Genomic DNA, 23404 nt, shown 5'->3' on the forward strand with positions numbered 1-23404 from the left:
TTCCTATTTTAATTCTTTTCTTTGCTAAAAAAAGGTCGTAAATCGACCACTATTATATAAGCCAACCATCAGACCAGTGCCACCTCCTACAAAACCTGCTACGAGACCAAATTGGCACCAAAACTGGTCTTTTCTTGATTGCTGAATCAAATCAGTGTCAGTTAATTTTGTTATATCCTTCGGAAGTCCAACAAGTGCATTCACTTGTTGAGTTGAGCGATAGATAAAATAAAATAATGTTATAAAACATAAAAAAGGCATACCCCAACCTTCTGTAAATTCATAACTTAAGGTAAATAAAATACCACTAAGGAACAATTGAAAAGCGGTTTTATTACGTAAAACCTTAAGCTGAGCTTTTTGTTTTTCATCTACCAATTTTTCAATGACTTTAGACATGCCAATATAACTTGCCACCATACCAAGTAAAGCGCCGAGCATTGCTCCTCCTAAAGCTAGCAGTATTTTTACTAACCAATGACCTTGACTGCTGACCATACTTTTTGTGACCACTGCAGCCGCAACAGGCGAGCTCACTGAAAGCCCCGATAAAACTAACGTCGCTAAACCTAACGGACTTGTTGATAATATAACATGACCATAACGTGCTAATACTCGGTCTTTTATTAAGGCCCGCACGCGACTTAAACGTTTTCTGACTGTCGCTGCATTTAAGCCTAATAATGTGGCTACTGATTCGGTATTCTGCTGTTCTCTATAATATAGCAGCACAATTTCCCGACTCTCATCAGGTAATTGAGCTAAAAGAGTTTGGATTAAAGTATTCTGCTCTTCCCTCAGTAATCCTACGTCAGCTGAATGACTAGGGTCAATAAGTGTAGCAAGCAAAAGTTCAGTTTCATCTCCTTTTATGTTTCGGTTAACTTTTTCATCTCTTATATGGTTTAACGCGGTATAGCGCGTTATTTGTCGAACCCAAGGTAAAAAGCTTATATTTTCTTTTAGTTGATTTATTTCCTGCCAGACTTTAATAAAAACTTTTTGGCTAACATCTTCACTGCTATCAAGATCTTGGGTAATAGCTAAAGCAATAGAACCAACTGTATTAGCTAACTGTTCAATTAAGCGGGTAAAGGCAAGTGAATCACCCAACTTTGCTAAAGCAATATCAGGCAGCAATTGTTGTTCATCAGTAAGTAGCATGTTTATAAGACGCCCTGTAAAAATAAATCAGTTGCTGCCATTAACCATTCATTATCGTCCCACATAATAAAATGTCTAGCATCAGTATTGGTAATTAAATGAGCATTGGGTACATTTTCTATTTGTTGTTGGTATAAAGCGGTAGCGAATCGACGAGACGCTTCATTGGTAAATGCACCTTGGGCAGCAATAAGTAACAAGGGTGTTTTAACCTTTTTTAGTGGCTCCCTTAAATCATTAAGTAATAAAAAATGTAAAGCTGAAGCCACTGTATTTTGATCAGATACTTTTGCCATAGCAATAACCGCTTGTTGATTTTCTATTGACGTTGCTTGAATAGCAATGGTTTGTTTAGTCATATCAGCCATTTGCTGAGCTGTTGCCTGTTGATAGATATTTTTTATGTAGTCAGCTTGTTGCCGCATGTCTGTTGGCGTAGTCGCTGATGTCTTGGTAAATATTGGCGCAATATAGGGTAAGCCATCGACGGCAATAACCGCAGAAAATAGCGTTTCATTTTCTATTACTAGACTATAAGATAAAAATGCCCCTAAGCTATGACCCATTAATACTGGCTTTTGTAATTTATGGTGCTCTATGTAACTTAATAATTCAGATTTCACTTGGGACAAAATATTATCTGCGTCAGCACAAGCTTTAGTCTTTGCAAACCCTGCAATACTGACCGTATGTACTTGATAATTTTTTGCTAAATATTTTTCACTTTGCTGCCAAACACTACCATCACTCATTAACCCTGGAATTAAAATTAAGGGTTGCCCTGCTCCTTGTACTTCAACACGAATACAACTTTCGGCTTTAGTATTAAGACTCATCGAAAACACAAGCACTGCTAATATTATATGTACTATATTCATACTGGTCCTTAAAATAACGTATAAAAAGAGAAAACTTCTTATTTCATTAACAAGACCCCATGACACTTTACTTTGTGACATCTATTTAAATTAACCTTCGAAATCTCATGTAACATTTATGATTAATTTCGCTATAGAGCGAATAAGATATCTTTGCTAAGCTCATTTGTATTGAATACAAAAAGGAATGGAGCATGAAAATATTTCAAAATAAAGAGGTGCAAGGACTGTGTTTATGTCTCGCTGTAATGGGATTAACTTATGCACTCTTGTTAATGCTTTTAGTTATGTTTACTGGCATAAAGTTATATAAAACAATAATAGTTGTCGCTACAATTTCAAGCATACTTTTCACAATGGGCTTGAATAAACAGGTTAAAAATAGACTGCGATTACAAATTGAAGGTTTATTTGCAAAAAAAGTGAGTGCTTAGCTTTTATCGTTCATGCGGAAGTATTCACTATAGCGTTCACTAAAATGGGCGAATAAAGACAGGTCATGAAAAATAGCATTATAAATCAATAGGTAACTTTAATTTACAATGCTTATTTTAAAATAAAACGCCAAAAAAGGGATCACAGTGTTGGTAAATTTATAACGTTTCTTGCGCTTGTAAAGCCGCTAATGTTTTTCCGTGAGGAATAGGTTCTTTGGTTTCAGGGTCAACTTGCACAAAGACAATATCGTCAGCTAAGCAAATGGTTTTTTTAGTAATCTTATTACGCATTAAACAAGTAATGGTAATTGAGGTTCTGCCGACGCTTTTAGTCGATAGACCAAACTCAACAACATCTCCCTGCACGGCTGGAGATTCAAAATTAATAGCGCCAATATGTTTAGTCACTAAGCAGTTAGTCTCTAATTGACAAATGGCGAAAATCGCTGCTTCTTCATCAATCCACGCTAATGCTCTACCACCGAAGAGCGAGTTTGCATAGTTTAAATCATTAGGAAGAACCAATCTACGGGACAAAAAACGCATAATATAACCTTAAAAATCGTCATTTATTGCTATCTATAGCGCAATGACATTGCTAAAAAAATATTGTGGTATCGATGATTTATATAGCATAAATCATAATAATTCATCGAGGATATCGAAACTCCTTGTGAACCATGACACGATACCCTTCAACGTTTATAGTATAGCGAAGTTTTAGTGTTAATTAACTCGCAGATAACCATAAGGTGAGTTTATTCTCACCGACTTCTTTTTCTTCGTCTTCATCATAGTGTTTACCATATAAAAAGAGGATGTCTGCTTTACCATCGTTGTTAAAATCTTTAACTTCTGTGCGAACACTCTTAGGTAATGCAATTTCGTAATCAGCACCACGTTTAGCAAATAAGCGCTTACCTTTAGCGCCTGAATAAATAGTGAATTCTTCATCATCAGTCTTGAGGATCAAATCGTTAATACCGTCACCATTAAAATCGCTTACCTCAGTAAGCGCTTCACCGTCACTGCTTGAACCAATTGACACTTCAACTTCATTTTCATAAGAAGGTTTTTTAACATATTTACCATTTTGGCCTAATTTGTAGAATCGTAAATCCATATCAATAGCACCAGACATTGCAGACATCATTGTGCCAATACCCATTTCAACACTCAGTGTGTAGTAGTCTTTCAAGCCATCGCCGTCAACATCTTTAAACTTAATCATACCTTGACCATCAAAAGTAGCTTGACCATCAGCTTCTTTCTTATAACTCATGACACCATTGTCGATAAAGCCATAACGCACCATAAGTACATTAGTTCTAGACATCATGCCTTCTCGTACCGATTCTTTAGTGACTATATCAACGAGGCCATCACCATTAATATCTTCAATAGTTTCAAGATTCACATCTGCACTTTTTTCACCTTGCTGTTTTTTTATCGCAGAGTTTTTATTTTCTAAATGAGCATTTAAGGAAACAGTCATTATTTTATTATTAAATGATTTATCTTCTGATTGAGCAAAGACTAACAATTGGTCATCAACTTGGAAGGCAATATCTTTTTTATCATCATGTGTAAAATCAGCGTGATAAAAATCTTGTGGTTTAAAGGATATACCACTACCCGACTTTTCAATCCGTGGAGAAATAGCTAACGATTGATGAGTGAATGACCCATCAGGTTTTTGCAGATACAGATGAGTTGTATCTAAACTATAAGTAATAAAGTCGCTTAGCCCATCTTCGTTAAAGTCTTGGACAAATTCACCAAAGTTCATTTCAAAAATGCTTTGATATTTATATAAAGTATCAACATCTAACAATTTACTGAGTGTTTTATCCTCTATATTGTAAGACATCACCGCATCGCCGGTTAAATATACGATAACTTCATTTTTTTTATTGGCTAATTTTGCTTGATTATAAAACTGCGCATTATCAGGTGTTTCAATAAGTTGAGCTTTTTTTGTTAACCCGTCTTTAGCAATGCGTGGGTAATAGCTAAAACGTTTATCGTCATGAATGAGTAAATCGACATCGCCATTTCTGTCATTCAAATACAACAGTTTTCCCGTTATTTTATGTTCAGAATTTTGTTGAGATTTATGGAAGTTTAATTTATTCGCTTTGGCGAGTGATAAGGGGGAAGCTAACGTCGTTAATAATAAAGCTGTCGTTATTGTTGTTATTGTTGACATGATAATCCTTTAAAGTTTTATTCATTTTTCCTTGAGCATGAAATTAACCACAAGGAAGTAGCACTACTGTTGATTACAAATAATTAACAAAGTTCAATTCTAATAAAATGGATCGTAAAAACCAAATAGAGAATTGTAACAATTCCTGCACTAATAATACTGCTAGCCAGTCCTACCATTGAATAAGCTTTAGTTGCTCTTGTCCTTCAGCTAAGTTCATCTTTATTACTCTATTATCTTTACCTACCGTAATTAAACGAGGAATACCACCAACGGCAAACTGTTGGTAAATACTACGATTAACATCTGTGGCTAATGGCACACGAATATTATTTTTGTCGCGCCACTTAATGACATCTTCGTTTGTTTCTTCGCGGGCAATTGCAATAATATCAACCGCTGGGTCATTCAATAATGGCGATTCATTAAGTGCTTTAAGCGCTCGGTTAGAATCTGGGCACCAGGTTGCAAATAAAATCACCAATTTGCGTTTTTTATTATTCGTTAAATCAATAGTATTACCCTTAATATCAACAATATATTGAATAGGTAAGATGTCACCACTATGAATAAATTCTTGATATTTAGGTATTGATTGCTCTACAGGTTTTTTTTCTTTTATGGGAATAGTAGTTTGGGCGGTATAAATTGACTGACACCCGACAAGAAAGCAGGCACTTGTCATAAAAACGATAGTTTTATTCATGTTCTAAATCCATTTAAAAAAATGATGATATGATTTTATAACAGTATTATTGAATATTTAGTAGCGTAAAGGCTTATAAAAAGTAATCGAGGGTATAAATTAGTGAGACTTCAACCATTTAACCAACTGCGGATAATGATCAATTCTAGCATTGGGATGAGTAAGGATATTAATATGATCGTAATTTTGCATATTGCCTAAAGATTTCGACAGTAAAGTAAACTTCGCCTGAGGGTTCGATTCATTAATGAAAATATTTACATCTCTAGCATGGCCTAAGACTTTATCTTTACTCCCAGTAAAATGCCATGTCGGTGGCCAATCTACCCGTTTTGCTGCTTGAAAGTAATCAAAGCCATCCGTAGTATCATGCCATTCGCTTTTTTTGACCCAAGCAACACTATCTGCTAATGATTGTCTTGTTTCGTTATCAGAGCCAATACCATGTTTTTTAGCATCTAAGAAGCCTTTTTGCTTTGCAAGTTTAGGGGCTAAATTATTCCAACCTATATTGACTTTAAAAAGTTTCTCTAAACTTTTCACGGTCACCATTCGTTTTGTTCCAAAACAAGTTTTACTGCGAATATTTTCCATAACCGTTGGAAACCTAGCAAGCGTACTCGCTAATAAAACACCTCCCCATGAATGGGCAACAAGATGAATTTTCTGATTTGTTGTTTGAGAAATGTAATCGATAAAAAGTGGTATATCTTGGGTGATCGCTTCAAATTGACCATGTTCAGCACTTGCATCAATACGAGGAGTACTTTCACCTCGGCCACGTAAATCAGCTACATAAACATCAAACCCCTGCTCCGCTAGGTAGCAAGCTAAACCTTTACCTTTCTTAGTATAAAAAATCAAACCGTTTTCAATCACGCCATGTAACATAAAAACGGGTATTCCCCCTTTTTTTTTCCAAATGTGCCTTAAATGAAGTTGATGTTCACCTTGAGGTAAAAATAAAGATTCTTGATTTATCATAGGTTTATTAAACGTTAATTAAATTGGCAATAGTTAAAGGTCAGACCACTTAAGATGAGCATACGATGTTAAATCCTGTTGAGCAATAAAAATGACTGAATCGACCTGATATTACTTACAGCATTACGACCATAACACTAGACAGTAGATAAAAAAGTCAATAACCTACGCACGCTTAACAAGAATATTGCAGTTAAGTATCGTTTGAGTAACAACGCCATTATGTTGAAAGGTAAATTGCCTTGCTCAACCGGATAATCAATTATAATAACACCCCCCTTAAATTAGGAAATTTATGTCTTCTTCTTTTGTAAAAACCGCCACTAAAACAGTTAAATTTGTCGGTTTATTCTTTATTGCTCTTTTTCTAGTTATTTGGATATCATCACCTTTTATTAGTCAACATTATCTCGGTAAGTACCTTAGTGAACAGCAGTTGATATTGGCTGATACAACCACCATTCGTTACAACCCTTTTTTGTCACGCTTAACGATAAGTGAACTTGCCATAACGACAAAAAACACTATTAAAAAGCCTGTTGTAGAGGTTAGATCATTAGCGGTTACGGCGAGTTTATATAGGCTATTAACCGATACTTTACATTTTTCAGAATTTGCTATTGATGGATTATATATAGATGTTAATTTAAATAATAAAACACCGATAATTGGTGGTTTTGTTATAGCTGACAATACAGAATCCCCTTCGTCTTCTGTTACACAACCGGATGAAATTCAGCCAAAAAACAAACCGAATAATTATCAATTGTCGTTACCTAATTTTAGCCTCTCTAATGCTGTTTTTAATATAAGTGTGAAACAAAGTCAGCAAGAATTTGCAATTAATTCATTACTCATAAAGAATGTTCTCGCTTCAGCTCAAGCACAACGAGCTGAACTATCCCTTAACGCGTTCATCAATAAAGCTCCCTTACTTTTAACATTACAAGCACAACTAGCTGAAAATCAGGGTGAAATAAATTCAGAATTAACTTTATCTGAATTGGCGCTGGCGCCATTTCAACCTTTTATAGCTAATAGCACAGAGCAAGCCCCTTTAATGATGCAGGGCTCTGTCAGTATTAAAAGTAAACAGTTAGTTTCAATCACCGATACTGCTACGCATATTAACCTTGAAAAATTTGAGCTGATATCAGCAGGCTTTAAGGCAGCACAAAGAAATAAAACAGTTGCACTTAATATCGACCCTTTATCTTTGCAAAACTTATCTATCGAACTCGTCAGTGACCAAGCCCCGAAGATATCAGGAACCGCTAAATTAAACGTCAATAATTTAATGGCGTACGATGAGATAGAGTCACAAGTTTTGGCCAACATATCAGCGATAAAGCTTGATGACATTGCCATAACAACATTGGAGTCGCTAATAACAGCTAATATCGCCAACCTTATTATTGAGCAAAGCCTATTTGCTGAAAACACCACCGATGAGCTACCACCTTTAGCCCAGTTCAAAAATTTAAATATTAATAATATTACTGTATCGCAGCAGGGTTTATCTATCGACACTATTAGCCTTTTAGGCTTAGCAATTGATACCAACCTTGATAAAGAAAAAAATATTACCGGATTGCCCGTTTCGCCAAAAGGTGAGCAACCTATTGAAGCGGCGATAGAAAAAGATGTCAATCAGCCAAATACTGCTGACGTAGCGACAGAGAGTACTGAATCGCCCTTCTTATTGTCACTTAATAGTTTTTCATTGGGTGACAGCGCACAAATTCATTTTATTGACCGTAGTACCAGCCCTCATTATGAAAGAGAATTTAGTATCTCAACCTTTAACGCTGGCCCTTTTGATAATCAAAAACCAAAGCAAGAGAGCCAATTTTCGTTAAAGGGAAGCAGTGATAAGTATGCTAATTTTGATTTGTCAGCAATTGCTAAGCCTTTTAGTCATGAAGACTTTTATCAATTAAAAGGTTTCTTCAAAGAAGTGAGCCTACCGTCATTATCAACCTATATCTCAGGCGCACTTAAACATGAACTTAAGAGCGGCCAGCTTGATGTAGAACTTGATATTACCGTTAATAATGCCAATATTGGCGGCAATACCGTATTACTTTTAAGAGGCGTTGAACTTGGCGCAGCCAACGATCATGAAACGGGCACCATAAAAAGTCAGACATCAGTGCCGTTTAATATAGCATTAGGCATGTTAAAAGACGGCGATGGGAATGTAGAGCTAGATATTCCATTAACAGGCAGCACTGATGATCCATCGTTTGGCATGAGTGGTTTTATCAGCTTAATGGTCAAGCAAGCAACAATGTCAGCGGCTAAAGAATATTTGATGGCAACATTTGTTCCCTATGCCAATGTTGTCAATATTGCTATGTCTGCAGGTGGTTACTTACTCAAAGTACGCTTTAATGACCTTGAATTCCCTGTAAAAGAAACTCAATTAACGGATCACCATAGTGAGTTTCTAACTCAGTTTTCTTCGTTAATGAAAGACAAACTTGATACACAGTTAACATTATGTGCAATTGCAACACCAGAGGATATTAATAAACCTTTAGGTGCTGCAATTACCGACAAAGATGAAATAAAGCAACTCGCTAAATTGTCTGAGCAACGTCTTAATGCTTTTAAAGATTACATGGTTAAAGAACAAGGCATTGCCTCTGCAAGACTTTTACTTTGCTACCCTAAAATAGATTCATCTATCGGTGCGAAGCCAAGGATTACCTTTACTGATTAGGCTTTATCAGTTTCATTTAACAAAAAACGCGAGCATATTACGTGCTCGCGTTTTTTTTATCTATTTTTTGTGCTTTATATTTACAAGTTTGATCATTCTCTCGTTTAACCCATAAAAAGGTTAGATACATTTTTGTCGGTAATGAAAAAATTAACCCAAAAGCCATACAGGCAGCACAGATAATAATACCTTTTACACCCATTTTTTCAGGCAGATCCGCATAAGATAAAAGATAATGGCCAAGTAAGAAAAGAAAAAGGCCAAAAAACATTATCACTTTTAGTAATTTAATCGTTTGCTTATCAGTCACTTTATCCCCTCTACTTTGTTAAGACTAAAAATAACATAAGGAGATTTATAAAAGCTTAACCGAAGTCAACAAAGTGTATAGATAATAAAAGCTAATTAAATATATCTTTTAAACCATCAGCAAAAGCGATAAAACGTTCTTTCAGTGTACGTTTAAGGGTGATATCTAAAGCTCCGAATAACACGACTCCTTCAACGTAAATTGTGGGGGCATCAATATAATCAGTAGATGGCGCTTTATTGTCGACACCACCAAAAACACAAAAAGCTTTTGAAACGACTTTCACATTTTCAGGCACATATATATCAATGCCACCAAACAAACAAAAGACTTTTACAGTAACTTCTCTTTGCGTAAATATGGCTTCACTAAAATCGATATCACAACCACCAAAAATATTTATCGACTTAATTTCTTTAGCGACACGCCATTCGCCACTGCGGCCACTTCCACTAAAAATATTAACAAGTAAATCACTTTCATCAGTTGGAGTAGAAGCATAATTAAAGCGAAAGTCTTCCTTTTTCTTTTCTATATATTCTTGATCGACGGTTAAGTCTAAATCTGCAACAAGTGAAACAAGCTCTTCATTTGATTCAAAAGCCATTGCTTGGTCTAATCGTCTTTCAAAAGCTTCATGTGAAAGCTCACCGTGACTATAATTCATCACTAATTGGTCAACAACCTCTTCTCTTACTTTATCGATAGGTCGGTCTGCAATGTTAACGGCCATCTTATTATTCCTTTAAACAGTTAAAATACGATTGAAAATGAAGCAATAAACAGACCATCAATAATAATAATAAATTACAATAACTTACATATATAGGGTAATAAAAAAACATAAAAGACATTATGATTTAGTACTTTTAACCATTATCCATGTAATTTAACCAACCCATTAAGAAAAAAAGGCTTATTCTTTACAATTATGATCAAATTGTGGCGCTAATTCATCATAGGCTTTCTCAAGTCGACTAATCAAATCTGTTGAGGTATTAAGGCTACTCGCTAAATACAAATTACGCGTTAAATAATTGATAGGAAAAACAGGTTCTATTTTGTCAGCATAAGGTGAGTTTGTTGCTATGAGTGATGCAAAGTATGTTGAAGAGAGAACAATCAGTTCAACACGGTCAAAGGCTAACATTTGAATAAAATTATCGTTATTATAAGAAATAGACAGATTCTTTTCTGGTTCAAAACCTAGCCTTAATAAATACTCCGCTGATGCTTGCCCTTTTTGTGCACCAATAAGGTATTTTTTTGCTTCGGCTACTGAATTCAGTTGAATATCAGGTCTGCTTTTTGACCGATAAAATGAAAATTCTATCGAACATAATGGTGCTACCCACCGAAATAAAGACTCTCTTTCTTGTGTCCTTAACAACGAAAATATAAAGATATTAGGTTGCGTTAACGCTAATTGATAACCTCGTGCCCACGGATATATCTTTACCTGATAATTTATAGACGAGCGATGAAAGAGTAATTTTACTTTATCAACAGACAGTCCCCCAAGCTCACCGATTTCATTAATCACTTGGTAAGGCGGATAAATTTCAGATACCACCTGAATGACAGGTTGTTCTTTTTCTGAAGTTTTCGCTTCATTTTCATTATATGCATAACTATCCATACTAATAAAAACAAGTAAAATAAGTAAAATAAGTAAATTATTTTTAAATAATAATGCCATAAAACGAGACAATCTTCAGTCAAAGTTTAACAACTACCTAGGTTGACATACGCATGATTTATCACTTTAAAAAGTTAAGATAAGCCTTGATCAACCGGTGAGGTTCTTATAAATTCATCCTTATAATATATATATTAGACGATAATAAAATAAATGATGCATAAACAATCGCAAGAACGTCAAGCAGAAGCACAAAAAGTTGCCAAAAGTATACAAAAACCCAAACAAACCAAAGAACAAACCAAGCTTATTGCTCAAGGCATTGAAAAAGGTATTGCCGAATATAAAAAGCAACAAGGGAAGAAATCACGAGAACGAGATAAAGCTAAAAAATCGCTATTAAGAGAAAAGACCAACCAAGAAAAACTCGCTACAAATAATATCGATGCAAGACCACAAACAAGAAAGTCACTCAGCTTACCTTGGTCTCTTTTAACATTAAGTTGGGTCGGTTTTATCCTTTATATTAACCTGACATAAAAGCGGATAAAAAGTAATGATGTTATTAAGTCACTTTTAAATATGACTCAATGTTGTTTCGCCTTTACTTAAATATCGCACTAAATTAACACCCCCTAGTTAGATAATCAGGTTTAAGACTAAGGTATAAGTCCATTTACAAACACGTTACGTTATACTCAGTTGCCTTGATTATAATCAATAAAGTCTTTCGCTGTTACGGCATACTTTATTTATCATTATTAATAAGAGCGACTTACTATGTCATTATTCGACCAAGACAAGAAAAAAGTAAAATGGGATCAGTTTCTAAAGTCCGGTAATCGAATTTTTATTGGCTCTAATGCCGCGGTCCCTAACGCCTTAATCGACGACTTAATTGCTAACAGCGCCAAATTACACGACATTGAAACGGTACATATTTTAACGCTCTCTGATAACAAATGGGCGACGCCTGAACACAAAGATCTATTCAAGGTAAATGCGTTGTTTATTGGTGGAAAAAATATTCGTGAAGCCATTGCTGAAGGCCGAGCTGATTACACTCCCAGCTTTATTTCTGATATTCCCCGCTTATTTCGTGAAAATGTTTTACCACTTGATGCCGCTTTAATCATGGTGAGTCCTCCAGATGAATATGGTTATTGCTCATTGGGTGTTAGTGTCGATATCGTCTCATCGGCAGTGAAATCAGCAACCTATGTTATTGCACAAATCAACTCAAAGATGCCACGCACTAATGGCCATAGCTTTGTTCATGTTAATCAGATACATGCATGGCTAGAAGCCGAGCAAACACTGCCTGTTTTCCCACAACCCACCATTGACCGTGTCGCAGAACAAGTAGGACAATATGTTTCAATGCTCATTGATGACGGCTCAACTTTACAAATAGGCATAGGAAAAATTCCTGAAGCCGTTTTAAGGTATTTGGCGAACCACAAAGATTTAGGTATTCATAGTGAGATGATTTCCGATGGCGTGATTGACTTAATGCTCTCAGGTGTTATTAACAACCGTAAAAAAACCTTCCATAAAGGTAAAGCAGTACTGACCTTTTGTATGGGTACACAACGCTTATATGACTTTGTTGACGGCAACCCTCATGTTGAGTTTTATCCATCAGAACATGTAAATTCTCCCGTAAACATAGCAAAAAATGACAATATGATTTCTATCAATAGCGCCATTGAAGTAGATTTAACCGGACAGGTTGTTTCCGACTCAATTGGCTATCACTTTTACAGTGGCATTGGTGGTCAAGTTGATTTCGTGCGTGGTGCATCATTAAGTAAGGGTGGTAGACCTATTATTGCGCTACCTTCTACAACTAAAGACGGAAAAATTTCTCGCATTGTCGCTCATATTACTGAAGGTGGCGGTGTGGTGACGTCGCGAGGCCATGTTGCTTATGTTGTTACCGAATATGGTATTGCCTCGCTATTAGGTAAAAGTATCCGTGAACGGGCTTTAGAACTCATTCGTATTGCTCACCCTAAGTTTCGCGAACAACTCTTAAAAGATGTCCGTAAAAACTATTGGGTGCCTGAATATCAAGAGAGTTCACCCACTTCCGTACCTGAATTAGGCGAAATAGAACTAAAGAAGTTCACCTTTGGCGAGATTAATTATTATTTGCGACCGTTAGCTCCGGCTGATGAACGCCGCTTGCAAGAATTTTTCTATTCGCATACCAAACAAACATTAATCATGCGTTATAACCACCATGCTACGCAAATGACTCGTGAGAACGCTTGCAAGCTCGTGAGTGTTGACCAACATAAAGACTTAGCTTTGTGTTTTACCCAGCGCACTAATTTAGCTGATGTGATTCATGCGGTTGGGCGCTATTACTATATCGAGAGTCATAATTGTGGTGAAGTTGCTTTTGTTATCAGCGAAGATAAACGAGGCAAAGGAATGGCAAAAACGTTATTAGACGAAATAATAAAAATTGCCACTATACGACAATTAGATAAGCTTATTGCGTGTGTTCGCCGAGATAATGCACCTATGTTAAAGGTATTTGAAAAGGTAGGTTTTATTCGAAAGTATTCTGAAGAAATGGACGAACTTAATTTAGAGTTACAACTAGAACATACGAAAACAGCAGATACAGAGGAAGCACAATGACAGTTGGTGTAATTGGTCATCATAAATGTAATGGTCACAACATGGGAGATTATCACCCAGAAAGTCCAAAAAGAATGGGGGCAATTCAAGATCAACTTATCCGTAGTGGGCTTGAGTGTGTTATTCGACAATACGACGCCACACCTATTGACCGAGATTTAATTTCACTTGCCCATGATAAAAAATATATTCAACATATTTTTGATAATGCTCCAGCCATAGACGACAAAGCAGCCATTTTTCGTATCGATGACGACACAAGTATGAATGCTGACACGTTACCTGCGGCACTTTTATCGGCAGGCGCGGCAATTAATGCCGTTGATTTAGTGATGGATAAAACCTTAAATGCTGCTTTTTGTGCTACCCGCCCACCTGGACATCATGCAGAATATGATAAAGGTATGGGTTTTTGTTTTTTTAATAATATTGCTATTGCCGCCGCCTACGCAAAAGATAAATATCAATTAGAGCGCGTTGCTATCGTTGATTTTGACGTGCATCACGGTAATGGCACAGAAGATATCATTAAACGAGCAACAGCGAATAACAAAGAGGCCGGTTACTTATTCTGTTCAAGCTATCAGTACCCTTTTTATCCCTTTGAAATGCAAGAAAGTGATACGCCACCTATTATTAATACGCCATTACCAGCAACATGCAAAGGGCCTGAGTTTAGAGAAGCGATTAGTAAGCATTGGTTGCCTGCTTTAGAAAAATTTAAACCGCAAATTATTTTCATTTCAGCAGGTTTTGATGCTCACATTGAAGATGAGATGTCGCAAATCAGTCTAACTGAAAGCGATTATCGATGGGTCACCGATGAACTCAAGGTTATTGCTGATAAGCACAGCGAAGGTCGAATCATATCAATGCTTGAGGGAGGCTATGCCTTAAGTGCTTTAGGGAGAAGTGTTGTTGAACATATTAAAGGCTTAATAGGTAATTAAGTAAAGCAATCATGTAGCTGGCCATATGAATATACGCCAGCTACATTGCGTTAAATATTATAGTGAAGATGATAAAAAATTAAGATGTTTTTTTAAGTGACTTCACCAATGTTACCGCGAATAAAACGATCCCTCCAGCCATAACACCTACGATCCCTTCGATTAAAGTAGGTACTGCAACCTCAGCCATAGTCCCTAAAAAATTTGCAATGAATTCAACTAAATGATGCACATTGTTGTGTAACCATGCAAAGCTATGGACTAAAATTCCGCCACCAACAAGGAACATGGCAATGGTACCAACCACGGTTAACGTCTTCATTAACGCTGGAGCAAAAATAAGTAAACTACGCCCTAAAGCACGTTGCATGGTATTAAATCGACCCGACACTGCTTTTCTCAATAAATAAAGTCCTAAATCATCAAGCTTTACAATACCGGCAACAAGACCATAAACGCCAAACGTAATGGCAAGTGCGAGCCCAGAAACTACCGCCACTTGAATGCCAAAAGTTGCTTCTTGCACCGTACCTAAGGCAATAACAACAATTTCGGCTGATAAAATAAAATCTGTGCGAATCGCACCTTTAATTTTTTCCTGCTCAAAAGCGACTAAATCGACACTTTCATCGGCTAGCGCCAATAACTTTTCCTTATGCGCCTCTTTTTGACCTTCTTGTGAACGTTCATTTTGATGAAAATATTTATGAAAAACCTTTTCAAAACCTTCAAAACATAAAAAGAGTCCGCCAATAACTAACAAAAAAGTAATCAAGGGTGGCGCAAAAGCACTAATAGCTAAAGCAGTTAGGACAATAATAAGTTTATTTAACAGCGAGCCTTTAGCTACCGCCCACACAACCGGCAACTCTCGGTCAGCTTTTACACCTGAAACCTGTTCAGCATTAAGTGCTAAATCGTCTCCGAGTACACCGGCAGTTTTCTTTGCTGCTACTTTTGATAATATGGCAACATCGTCAAGTACTGTTGCAATATCGTCGAGTAAGGTTAATAAACTTGATCCCGCCAATAGTTTTCTCCCTGATCACGCTGTTAATTATAAACATCATTATTCCTTGCCATCCATGGCACCATGACATACCGTTCTTCCTGAACATAAAAAAGGCTGCTTATAGCAACCTTTATCATTAACACAGTAAGCAAATGTAATTACATTTATTCCACAAGTAAAAATGCATCTGACTGTTCAACTTGATACTTTTTATGTAACTTTGCAGCTAATACACCTTTACGATGCGCAAGGGCTGCTTGTAACTTTTTTGCGGCACTTGCAATAGCAGCATACAACTCTTTTCCTGATGCTTTTACGGAGATCTCACTACCTTCGTAGTGAGTAGAAACTTCTAATCTTTGTTGATGGGGCTCAACGGTAATAATTGAACTAATGCTCATAAGGCTTGGATAATGCTTGGCAATTTTTTGGAATTTGGCCTCAATTGACTGCTTGATACCTTCAGTAATTTCAACATGGTGACCGGAAATATTTATTTTCATAATGTTACCTTTTACTAAGAGAGAAATTGTCTTCACTTAATATACTCGGGGTAAAACCAAGAAAAAACAATAGTAATTTACTAAAAAAATGAAAAAAATTGTAACCGTATTGAAATATAATAAGTTATTTTTTAAGCATTGATTTTAAGTCAGCAAACGGATTATAAGTTGCGGTATCTTGATTAGTATCCCCCGCAATAACTTCAGTTTTATATTGCGCATGGTCAGTGTATTTTGCGTGCTCATTATCATGACAATAAATGCATAGTAGCTCCCAATTACTGCCATCGTTTGGGTTATTTGTATGATCATGGTCAACATGATGTACGGTTAACTCCATCAGGTTTGAATAAACAAACTCACGAGCACAGCGACCACACACCCAAGGAAATAATTTTAAGGCGCGGTCACGGTAGCCTTTTTCTTTTGACTTATAATTAAGGCTTGCGCCTAAGGTATCTGAAGACATAATTGACTGATATGGTAATAATGATAAGCCATTGTAAAATGATGCTTAAACATGTTCAATGTCTATTTCACTTCAATTGTATACTCAATATCTTGCATCATGTTGCCATGAACAGCGGTTTGATGATGGTATTGCGCATTAAACTTTAGCGAATGTATCCCCTTAGATAAGGGGCTTAGCATGAGCCAATAACCATCTGTAGCGGCAGGATAAACTTTTTTTGTTGGTTCTATTTCTGCAAGGAGTTCATGTAAATCAAAACAATCTTTTGATTTTATCCGATTATTACGCATATTAGGAATTGAGTGACCGTTAAGTTCAGCATAAACAAAATATAATTCACTGTTGTTTAATGCTGACTCTTGCTTTACTTCTTCACAGGTTTTACTGACATCCCTTTCTGGCCAATACCCCATATTAATAATAGGAAAAAATATATATTTGCCATAAGGAATAATGCAATGACGTTTTATTTTTGAGGTGCCATAGCCCCCCGCTAAAAACCAAACATCACCACTTTGATTCACATCACAATACTGCCCTGTTTTATCACGCACCGGCGAACTTTCATCCCCCATGGTGCGGGTCCACTGCCACCAAATATTTGCATATTGATGAAGCGCCTTGCCCGCAACAATTTCACTGGTTTGAACAGCGATTGACTGATAATTATTGGCAAAGCCACTGAAAGCAAAGAAACAGTAAAAAAAACAAATAAAATTTAACGTTTTTGCGTACATATCAATTCCTTTTTAAATGTAAAACCAGTGACTACTCCTATTATTATTTTTAACATTGTTGAGCGTACAATTACAAGGTAATTGCACTAAAACCTCAACTTTATTGAAATACTTTTTCAGCCCAACGCGCTAAACCAACCGTGACACTCCCAAAGTGATCGCCAACAATCAGTGGAGTATTTGGCATTTGATCACGTAAGAACTGATTTAATACCGGTGATTTTGCTGAACCTCCTGTCACAAAAATAACATCAGGTTGGCAATTTGCTTGCACAACACATTCATTCATCAAAAGAGCAATTTGCTTCAATTGAGCCGAACTTGCTGTCAACATTAAGGAACGATTTACCTCTACTTTTAAATTTCCAGCTAAATCATCAAGGTATATTTGCTGAGAATCATGTTCCGTCAACCCTATTTTTGCTTGCTCTGCCCCATTAACGATTCGATGACTTAATTTTTGCTGGTGTACCTTTAATAAACGCGAAAATACATCAGGCTGTTGAGCGTCACGTTGCAACGTTTGCAAATAACGATAATTTGCTTGGCTATAAAAGTTAGTTTGTTCATTAATATTATTAATCGCCACGGCTTGATTAAAACTATTAACAGGCATAGGTTTACCGGTTTTCAACGTATCATTCATACCTAAGCTAGGCATTATGCCTTTTAACGCTAATTGGATATCAAAATCATTGCCACCAATACGAACCCCCGTATGTGCGAGCAAATGCTGTTCTCTTGAAGCGCTGTCTTTGAATTTTGGTCCCATCAACAGCATTGAGCAATCGGTGGTACCACCGCCAATATCAACAACCAATACCTTAGTTTCTTCTTGTAGACTCGCTTCGTATTCAAAACCAGCAGCCACTGGCTCGTATTGAAATTCAACGCTCTTATAGCCGACTCTCTTAGCAGCATTGGATAAAATAGTTAATGCTTGACGATTACTCTCTTCACCTTTTAAGCCTTGAAAATTTATTGGCCGACCAATAACAGCTTGCGTTATTTCTTTTTGCTGATTTTCTTCTGCAAGTGTTTTTATATTACTCATCATTGCCGCAACAATGTCTTCAAACAAATTCACTTGGCTTTCAACTAAGCCACTTGCGCCTAAAAAAGATTTAGGTGATTTGATGTAATAACCTTCTTCAGGATCTTCCAAGTACAAATTTAAAGCCGCTTGCCCAAACGACAAATCACTTGGTATACCATCAAGCTTTAGCTCTCGTAATACATTTTGGCCTTTTCTTAACGGTAAAGCCCGTTGCTCTTTAAAAAGAGGCTGTTGTTCTTCATTTAATTGCTGACATAACCAATGAGCAATAATATCTCGACTCGGAGCATAGAGCGTTGAAGGAATATACTTACCATGTTCGCCTAAAGATAATATCTTTGGCTGGCCATTTTCCATTACTGCGACAGCACAATTTGAAGTGCCGTAATCAAAACCAATCATTGTTTATTTATACCACTGAGTCTAAAACGGGTCGCGTAGCATACTGGTCGAGTGGTTTATTTTCAACTGATTAATAAATTTCAATCGGTACAATCTCTTTGATAAAGCTGAAGTTTGAAGATTATTATCGTTTTTAGTTCATTAACATCATGTAATTACATTTATTGTGATCAAAAAATAGCGTGATTATTATCACGCTATTTTAATTTCAATATAAATAAATTTGGCTAAAATTGATTGTCTGCTTGCCTTAATACGATAGCACTACATATTTCAATTCGCTCTAAGGTTTTCGATAAGTTTCTTTCTAAACCGGGTATTTCATCAGTTTTCGGTGTAAAAAATGCTTTTACATCTTGCTGCATTGCTTTACTACAAAAACCATTCGCAATTAAAGGTGATTGTGACAAATATTGCTTAGGTATCAACATACCAACCAGTTCAAAATTGCTTTTTACCCACAAGTATACTTTTTTAGTATTTTTCTTACGCTGCAAATGTGTGATTAATAAAGTAATACGCTCATTCACCCGCAATGAAAAAGAGGTGACTAAATCAAGTACCTTCTCACTAATAGCGTCATCTTCAGACATAGCGATAGCCACTAAAATTCGCTGCCTAAATGTACCGTCATCACTCTCATCGAGTAAGGTCAATAAATAATCAACAAATGGCATACCATGCACTTCTACGGCGCTAGCAAGTGCGATACCGATAGTATCAGGGTCAATACCTGTTGGATGAAGTTTACCATCACCTTCTCCTTTACCCATCAATTCACCCGAATAGCCACTATAAGCTACACCCATTGCTGCCAGTTCTTTAAGCAACGCTGGTTGCTTTAAGCCCATAGACATTAAACTGACTATTTGCTTACGCAACATTTTTGCGTCATTAGGGTGAGTTCTATCTAATTCGGTGTCAGGTTTTAGACCGACGCGATCCAATACCGGCTGGTATAGTTCACTGAGATAATCGAGTAATATTTGTTGTTGTTCTCCCTTAGCAATTCGCTCTGCTATAAACCTTATCATGCCAACCGGCTGGGTAACTAAATCCCAATCATCTGCGCCAGCAAAAGGCGCTATAGCATTGATATAGGTTTTCACATCAATACGCCCCGCTTCAAATTCAGCAGTAAGCATACTGGCAATACTGTATTTCTCTGAAGCATTAACTCGTGACATATTTGCTAATAGCGATGACAACTTATCGTCGGGTAATGACCAACGATAATAGCCTTTACCTGATAAATTGGGCATGACCGCAACCGGACATTCCGAATTTTCAAGCGTTAATGTCGACTGAGTATCCGTCATCAACATACAACTTTTACTGTTCTCACTTTTTCCTATAACATTCAAACACACGGGTAACGCCCAAGACTTTTGCTTAGATGAACGCGCCCCAACAGGTAGGTAACGCTCTTGCGTTAAGCTAAAGTGCACTTGATTGTTATTACATTCATAATCAACATTGACTAAAGGCACACCTTGTTGATTTAAAAAACTGTTAAACGCTTCTTTAATATTTTCTTGCTTTGAAAAAACTTCGATTTCACCAATAAAATCTTGAGCAGACGCATGACCAAAAGCATATTTTTTCATATAAGCACGCACACCTTTTTGAAAATTTTCTGGCCCAACGTAAGCTTCAAACATTTGTAATACCGCACCACCTTTTTGATAAGTAATACCATCAAAAGCATTGTCAATATCACCATTGTGCCTGATCGGTTCTCTAATCTGCCTGGTATCGGCATAGATATCTTGATTCATAACGCCGTGGCCGCCACGTACCATAGCGCGCTCAAAACCAAACTCAGGATTCCATTTTTGCATTGTCATATTTGCCATCCAAGTAGCAAACGATTCGTTTAACCATAGATCATCCCACCAACGCATCGTGACTAAATTTCCAAACCATTGATGAGCTAATTCATGTGCATGTGTACCAACATAACTTTGTTGTTGGCTTAGCGAAGGATTGTCACCTAATAATAATAATTGTTCTCGGTAGGTGATCAATCCTGCATTTTCCATAGCTCCAGCACTGAAATCAGGCACCGCGACTATATCAAGCTTTTCGTAAGGATATGGCATATCAAAATAAGCTTCTAATGCGGCTAAAATACTTGCGGTATTCGCTAAAGCATATTCCATTTCCTTGCCTTTTCCTTTTGTGGCAATACCACGAAAAGGGATTTCCCGATCACGTATCTTAGAAACTGGAATATTGGTGTAGTTAACGATATCGACTTCGCCAACGACAAAAGCAATTAAGTAAGTAGGCAGTGGTTTAGTGGTGCTAAACGTCAGTTTTTTAAAACCATCACTTAATGATTTTTCATTTATTTGCGGAGTATTCGTAACACCTTGATGATGTGACTTTACCTCTAGTTGAATATCAAAGGGGGTTTTAAACCGTGGTTCATCAAAACTTGGAAAAGCACGACGTGCATCCGTTGCTTCAAATTGACTAAATACATAAGCAAGTCCAGCTTCTTCAACTTTATACAAACCTGCTAAGTCATCCGCTAATTGCCCTGAAAATTCGATAGAAATAATACCGTTTTGTGCCGCTAGCAATTGCGACGACACTAGGCTAACAACACCAGAGTGTCCCATTTCCTCATAAACGAGAGGAAACGTTTCTCCTTGCTCTGACGTAAAGCTTGCAAGGCTAACGTCAAAGTCTTTGCCATGTAACCAAAGCTGTTTGAGATCTTCAGTTAGCGTAACGCTTATTGCGACACTACCTGAAAAATTTCCTTCTTCTGGATTAACACGCAATGATAAATCGTAATGTGTCGGTATAATATTGTCAGGTAACTGTCCTTGTGGTGAAAAAGCTTGCTCTGCTAAATCATTTTCATTTTGCCAATTACTGTATTGGTTATACCCCATAACACCAACAACAATAATAATGACAATGATCAGTAATCCTTTGAATAGCTTTTTCATAATGCTCCTATAGTTTTTATTATTAATTTAACGCAGCTGCGCTTAATTTTATTATTTTCCTATTTATGACAAATCAGATAGTAAAGAATTTACACACGTTTATCTATAAAGAGAGTGAAAACATCAAATCGTGTTTTTCTTCATTAAGGGTGCATATCTTTTTGATGCCATGTGACTTAATACGATTTAGCTAATAAAAAACGCTTATTACCTAAAAATAGGTAACATAATGAAAAACAATAGATATTATTAATTTTAAAGTTTTTAGCATAAAGAAAAAACCATCACCCTAACCTTTGTTTTAGATCATATGAATAAAAGTCTTACTTGCTACAATGTCTTCAGATTTATTACCCATTCAATAAGGACATCAAATGTCTATTTCTCGTTCTCGCAATAATCAGCACAAAGTTTATATTCCATCCTCTGCACGTACTAACCAATATTTATTAGTTAAATTTCCAGTCACTGACGAACTGATTAACCTAAACAAGCAATTAATTGATAAGAGCAGTGAACAGCCCTACCAAAAATTCTATCAACATTTAGCTGACAGCTTTTTTGGTATTAATAATAAATTAGACATTGAGAGTGGCCAATTTATTGCCAACGAAAAGTTTTCTCGTATCCGTTATAGTCCCGAAAAATTAACCGTACAAACCGATCAAGAAATTCTATTCTTGTACAGCCCACGAAACCACTATAGCCAAAACACTTATATCAATGGCAAAAAGCGTGTTCGAATCATTACTTTGGTGTTCTTAGCTAATGGTGACAATGTTCGTCAAACCTCAGCAGAATTTCACAAAAATGTTCTTGCGGCGTTACATGAGTTTATTGAAATTAACCACATTAATAAATCAATGGTAAGAGTCAGTGATCATCAACATTTAACCTACGATTTATTTTCTAAAGATAAGGGGGTTACTGGCACACAAACCCATAAATTACGTACTTTAAAAAATCGCTATGCTGCTGATGACATTAGTCTTCCTGACAAAAGAGACGTACTGACCTATGTGGTAGCTGACTTACCCATTAACCGTCGCATCAAAGAACTGCTTAGTGTCGATAAATCAAAAGCTAAGCCTTATCAACCCTTGTATGATTTAATCAGCCATGCTTTTATTGAGTCCGCTAATAAGCAACACTTATTTGAAGGTGCTATTTTAGCAAATGGTTTAACACCTATCGTTAGAAGTCGTTTAGAAGAAGATCACAAAGCGGCAGGTGAGTTACAAAAATTAAGCTTTAACCCATTTGAGCCCAATAATAACTTTACCCTGCACTTCGATGGCGATTGCTTAGTAGATTCAGTACAATTTGTGATCATAGCTACAAAAGATCATAAAACGAGCCAAGGATACGGTAAATTCCTTAACTTGGTAGAGCAAGCCCTTCGTGCAACCGCTAAAAAACTGAATTATGTAACGGCTAAAGAAGAATTGGTTATTCGCCTGCATCAACATCTTGGTTATGACCTTTAAGTGATTTAGAAAAAGATCATAATATAGCGTTTGCCGCATTATATTTATAAGCGGCAAACTTATTATTTATCGAGGCAGATTCCTTTTCAAAATGCCTACATTTGATGTGGTGTGACT

At 36.4% G+C, this 23404-nt stretch carries 21 protein-coding genes; 6 read left to right on the forward strand and 15 right to left on the reverse strand.

All coding sequences use genetic code 11. The features are described from left to right. Window positions 1–24 precede the first annotated feature (24 nt). Entirely contained in the window at window positions 25–1164 is a 1140-nt protein-coding gene (locus tag H4J39_RS14535) for an RNA polymerase sigma factor (RefSeq protein WP_220462212.1), read from the reverse strand. 2 nt (window positions 1165–1166) lie between these two features. Then, entirely contained in the window at window positions 1167–2042 is an 876-nt protein-coding gene (locus H4J39_RS14540) for an alpha/beta fold hydrolase (RefSeq protein WP_182229121.1), read from the reverse strand. Window positions 2043–2236: 194 nt separating this feature from the next. Between H4J39_RS14540 and H4J39_RS14545 the strand changes: the two genes are divergently transcribed. Then, window positions 2237–2476, forward strand: coding sequence for a hypothetical protein (locus H4J39_RS14545; RefSeq protein WP_182229122.1), 240 nt, complete (start codon window positions 2237–2239; stop codon window positions 2474–2476). Between the two features lie 159 nt (window positions 2477–2635). Here H4J39_RS14545 and H4J39_RS14550 read toward each other — a convergent pair whose 3' ends face one another. From H4J39_RS14550 to H4J39_RS14565, 4 genes are all read right to left on the reverse strand, one after another. After that, complete coding sequence (locus H4J39_RS14550) at window positions 2636–3025, reverse strand: acyl-CoA thioesterase (protein ID WP_182182034.1); 390 nt, start codon at window positions 3023–3025, stop codon at window positions 2636–2638. Between the two features lie 184 nt (window positions 3026–3209). Continuing rightward, a complete protein-coding gene (locus H4J39_RS14555) occupies window positions 3210–4688 on the reverse strand; it encodes a VCBS repeat-containing protein (protein WP_182229123.1) in 1479 nt (492 codons plus the stop codon). Between the two features lie 172 nt (window positions 4689–4860). Further along, window positions 4861–5394: a TlpA disulfide reductase family protein gene (locus H4J39_RS14560; protein ID WP_259368849.1), complete on the reverse strand. Its 534-nt coding sequence runs from the start codon at window positions 5392–5394 to the stop codon at window positions 4861–4863. A 99-nt stretch (window positions 5395–5493) separates the two neighbouring features. Next, window positions 5494–6378: an alpha/beta fold hydrolase gene (locus H4J39_RS14565; RefSeq protein ID WP_182229124.1), complete on the reverse strand. Its 885-nt coding sequence runs from the start codon at window positions 6376–6378 to the stop codon at window positions 5494–5496. 295 nt (window positions 6379–6673) lie between these two features. Between H4J39_RS14565 and H4J39_RS14570 the strand changes: the two genes are divergently transcribed. Continuing rightward, window positions 6674–9103, forward strand: coding sequence for a DUF748 domain-containing protein (locus H4J39_RS14570; RefSeq protein WP_182229125.1), 2430 nt, complete (start codon window positions 6674–6676; stop codon window positions 9101–9103). Window positions 9104–9140: 37 nt separating this feature from the next. Here the strand turns inward: H4J39_RS14570 and H4J39_RS14575 are convergent, their stop codons facing one another. From H4J39_RS14575 to H4J39_RS14585, 3 genes are all read right to left on the reverse strand, one after another. Continuing rightward, on the reverse strand, window positions 9141–9413 hold the full coding sequence (locus H4J39_RS14575; RefSeq protein ID WP_182229126.1) for a hypothetical protein: 273 nt from the start codon (window positions 9411–9413) through the stop codon (window positions 9141–9143). 91 nt (window positions 9414–9504) lie between these two features. Then, a complete protein-coding gene (locus H4J39_RS14580) occupies window positions 9505–10146 on the reverse strand; it encodes a LiaF domain-containing protein (protein WP_182182028.1) in 642 nt (213 codons plus the stop codon). 183 nt (window positions 10147–10329) lie between these two features. Further along, window positions 10330–11112 (reverse strand): ABC transporter substrate-binding protein, encoded by a 783-nt coding sequence (locus tag H4J39_RS14585; protein WP_182229127.1) that lies wholly within the window; start codon window positions 11110–11112, stop codon window positions 10330–10332. Window positions 11113–11265: 153 nt separating this feature from the next. Here H4J39_RS14585 and H4J39_RS14590 point away from each other — a divergent pair, with 153 nt between their 5' ends. The 3 genes from H4J39_RS14590 (at window position 11266) to H4J39_RS14600 (ending at window position 14654) form a co-directional block, all read left to right on the forward strand. After that, the gene (locus tag H4J39_RS14590) at window positions 11266–11592 is read left to right on the forward strand and encodes a DUF2956 domain-containing protein (protein ID WP_182229128.1); all 327 of its coding nucleotides are present in this window, start codon (window positions 11266–11268) and stop codon (window positions 11590–11592) included. Between the two features lie 240 nt (window positions 11593–11832). Then, window positions 11833–13704 carry a bifunctional acetyl-CoA hydrolase/transferase family protein/GNAT family N-acetyltransferase gene (locus H4J39_RS14595; RefSeq protein ID WP_182229129.1) on the forward strand — a complete coding sequence of 624 codons (1872 nt, stop codon included), beginning with the start codon at window positions 11833–11835 and terminating at the stop codon, window positions 13702–13704. Further along, on the forward strand, window positions 13701–14654 hold the full coding sequence (locus H4J39_RS14600; RefSeq protein WP_182229130.1) for a histone deacetylase family protein: 954 nt from the start codon (window positions 13701–13703) through the stop codon (window positions 14652–14654). The genes H4J39_RS14595 and H4J39_RS14600 overlap by 4 nt, the downstream gene beginning before the upstream one ends. Before the next feature lie 79 nt (window positions 14655–14733). On the opposite strand, the gene H4J39_RS14605 is transcribed toward H4J39_RS14600, so the two are convergent. The 6 genes from H4J39_RS14605 to H4J39_RS14630 form a co-directional block, all read right to left on the reverse strand. Further along, on the reverse strand, window positions 14734–15684 hold the full coding sequence (locus H4J39_RS14605; RefSeq protein ID WP_182229131.1) for a DUF808 domain-containing protein: 951 nt from the start codon (window positions 15682–15684) through the stop codon (window positions 14734–14736). 146 nt (window positions 15685–15830) lie between these two features. Further along, complete coding sequence (hpf, locus tag H4J39_RS14610; protein WP_182229132.1) at window positions 15831–16169, reverse strand: ribosome hibernation-promoting factor, HPF/YfiA family; 339 nt, start codon at window positions 16167–16169, stop codon at window positions 15831–15833. Between the two features lie 124 nt (window positions 16170–16293). Continuing rightward, window positions 16294–16638, reverse strand: coding sequence for a YajD family HNH nuclease (locus H4J39_RS14615; RefSeq protein WP_182182021.1), 345 nt, complete (start codon window positions 16636–16638; stop codon window positions 16294–16296). A gap of 62 nt (window positions 16639–16700) precedes the next feature. Next, a complete protein-coding gene (locus H4J39_RS14620; RefSeq protein ID WP_182229133.1) occupies window positions 16701–17378 on the reverse strand; it encodes a hypothetical protein in 678 nt (225 codons plus the stop codon). A gap of 100 nt (window positions 17379–17478) precedes the next feature. Continuing rightward, window positions 17479–18837 carry a molecular chaperone gene (gene yegD, locus H4J39_RS14625; RefSeq protein WP_182229134.1) on the reverse strand — a complete coding sequence of 453 codons (1359 nt, stop codon included), beginning with the start codon at window positions 18835–18837 and terminating at the stop codon, window positions 17479–17481. 227 nt (window positions 18838–19064) lie between these two features. Continuing rightward, on the reverse strand, window positions 19065–21800 hold the full coding sequence (locus H4J39_RS14630) for a M1 family metallopeptidase (RefSeq protein ID WP_182229135.1): 2736 nt from the start codon (window positions 21798–21800) through the stop codon (window positions 19065–19067). Window positions 21801–22174: 374 nt separating this feature from the next. On the opposite strand from H4J39_RS14630, the gene H4J39_RS14635 reads away from it, so the two are divergent. Beyond that, complete coding sequence (locus tag H4J39_RS14635; protein WP_182229136.1) at window positions 22175–23287, forward strand: DUF3083 family protein; 1113 nt, start codon at window positions 22175–22177, stop codon at window positions 23285–23287. Window positions 23288–23404: the final 117 nt, after the last annotated feature.

The sequence above is a fragment of the Colwellia sp. Bg11-12 genome (assembly GCF_014076955.1).
In the GTDB taxonomy this organism is placed as follows: domain Bacteria; phylum Pseudomonadota; class Gammaproteobacteria; order Enterobacterales; family Alteromonadaceae; genus Colwellia_A.

What these genes read in the sequence shown, in the direction of transcription:
- H4J39_RS14535 (WP_220462212.1), bottom strand. Translation starts at nt 1,164, where the DNA reads ATGCTACTTACTGATGAACAACAATTGCTGCCTGATATTGCTTTAGCA.
- H4J39_RS14540 (WP_182229121.1), bottom strand. Translation starts at nt 2,042, where the DNA reads ATGAATATAGTACATATAATATTAGCAGTGCTTGTGTTTTCGATGAGT.
- H4J39_RS14545 (WP_182229122.1), top strand. Translation starts at nt 2,237, where the DNA reads ATGAAAATATTTCAAAATAAAGAGGTGCAAGGACTGTGTTTATGTCTC.
- H4J39_RS14550 (WP_182182034.1), bottom strand. Translation starts at nt 3,025, where the DNA reads ATGCGTTTTTTGTCCCGTAGATTGGTTCTTCCTAATGATTTAAACTAT.
- H4J39_RS14555 (WP_182229123.1), bottom strand. Translation starts at nt 4,688, where the DNA reads ATGTCAACAATAACAACAATAACGACAGCTTTATTATTAACGACGTTA.
- H4J39_RS14560 (WP_259368849.1), bottom strand. Translation starts at nt 5,394, where the DNA reads ATGAATAAAACTATCGTTTTTATGACAAGTGCCTGCTTTCTTGTCGGG.
- H4J39_RS14565 (WP_182229124.1), bottom strand. Translation starts at nt 6,378, where the DNA reads ATGATAAATCAAGAATCTTTATTTTTACCTCAAGGTGAACATCAACTT.
- H4J39_RS14570 (WP_182229125.1), top strand. Translation starts at nt 6,674, where the DNA reads ATGTCTTCTTCTTTTGTAAAAACCGCCACTAAAACAGTTAAATTTGTC.
- H4J39_RS14580 (WP_182182028.1), bottom strand. Translation starts at nt 10,146, where the DNA reads ATGGCCGTTAACATTGCAGACCGACCTATCGATAAAGTAAGAGAAGAG.
- H4J39_RS14585 (WP_182229127.1), bottom strand. Translation starts at nt 11,112, where the DNA reads ATGGCATTATTATTTAAAAATAATTTACTTATTTTACTTATTTTACTT.
- H4J39_RS14590 (WP_182229128.1), top strand. Translation starts at nt 11,266, where the DNA reads ATGATGCATAAACAATCGCAAGAACGTCAAGCAGAAGCACAAAAAGTT.
- H4J39_RS14595 (WP_182229129.1), top strand. Translation starts at nt 11,833, where the DNA reads ATGTCATTATTCGACCAAGACAAGAAAAAAGTAAAATGGGATCAGTTT.
- H4J39_RS14600 (WP_182229130.1), top strand. Translation starts at nt 13,701, where the DNA reads ATGACAGTTGGTGTAATTGGTCATCATAAATGTAATGGTCACAACATG.
- hpf (WP_182229132.1), bottom strand. Translation starts at nt 16,169, where the DNA reads ATGAAAATAAATATTTCCGGTCACCATGTTGAAATTACTGAAGGTATC.
- H4J39_RS14615 (WP_182182021.1), bottom strand. Translation starts at nt 16,638, where the DNA reads ATGTCTTCAGATACCTTAGGCGCAAGCCTTAATTATAAGTCAAAAGAA.
- H4J39_RS14620 (WP_182229133.1), bottom strand. Translation starts at nt 17,378, where the DNA reads ATGTACGCAAAAACGTTAAATTTTATTTGTTTTTTTTACTGTTTCTTT.
- yegD (WP_182229134.1), bottom strand. Translation starts at nt 18,837, where the DNA reads ATGATTGGTTTTGATTACGGCACTTCAAATTGTGCTGTCGCAGTAATG.
- H4J39_RS14630 (WP_182229135.1), bottom strand. Translation starts at nt 21,800, where the DNA reads ATGAAAAAGCTATTCAAAGGATTACTGATCATTGTCATTATTATTGTT.
- H4J39_RS14635 (WP_182229136.1), top strand. Translation starts at nt 22,175, where the DNA reads ATGTCTATTTCTCGTTCTCGCAATAATCAGCACAAAGTTTATATTCCA.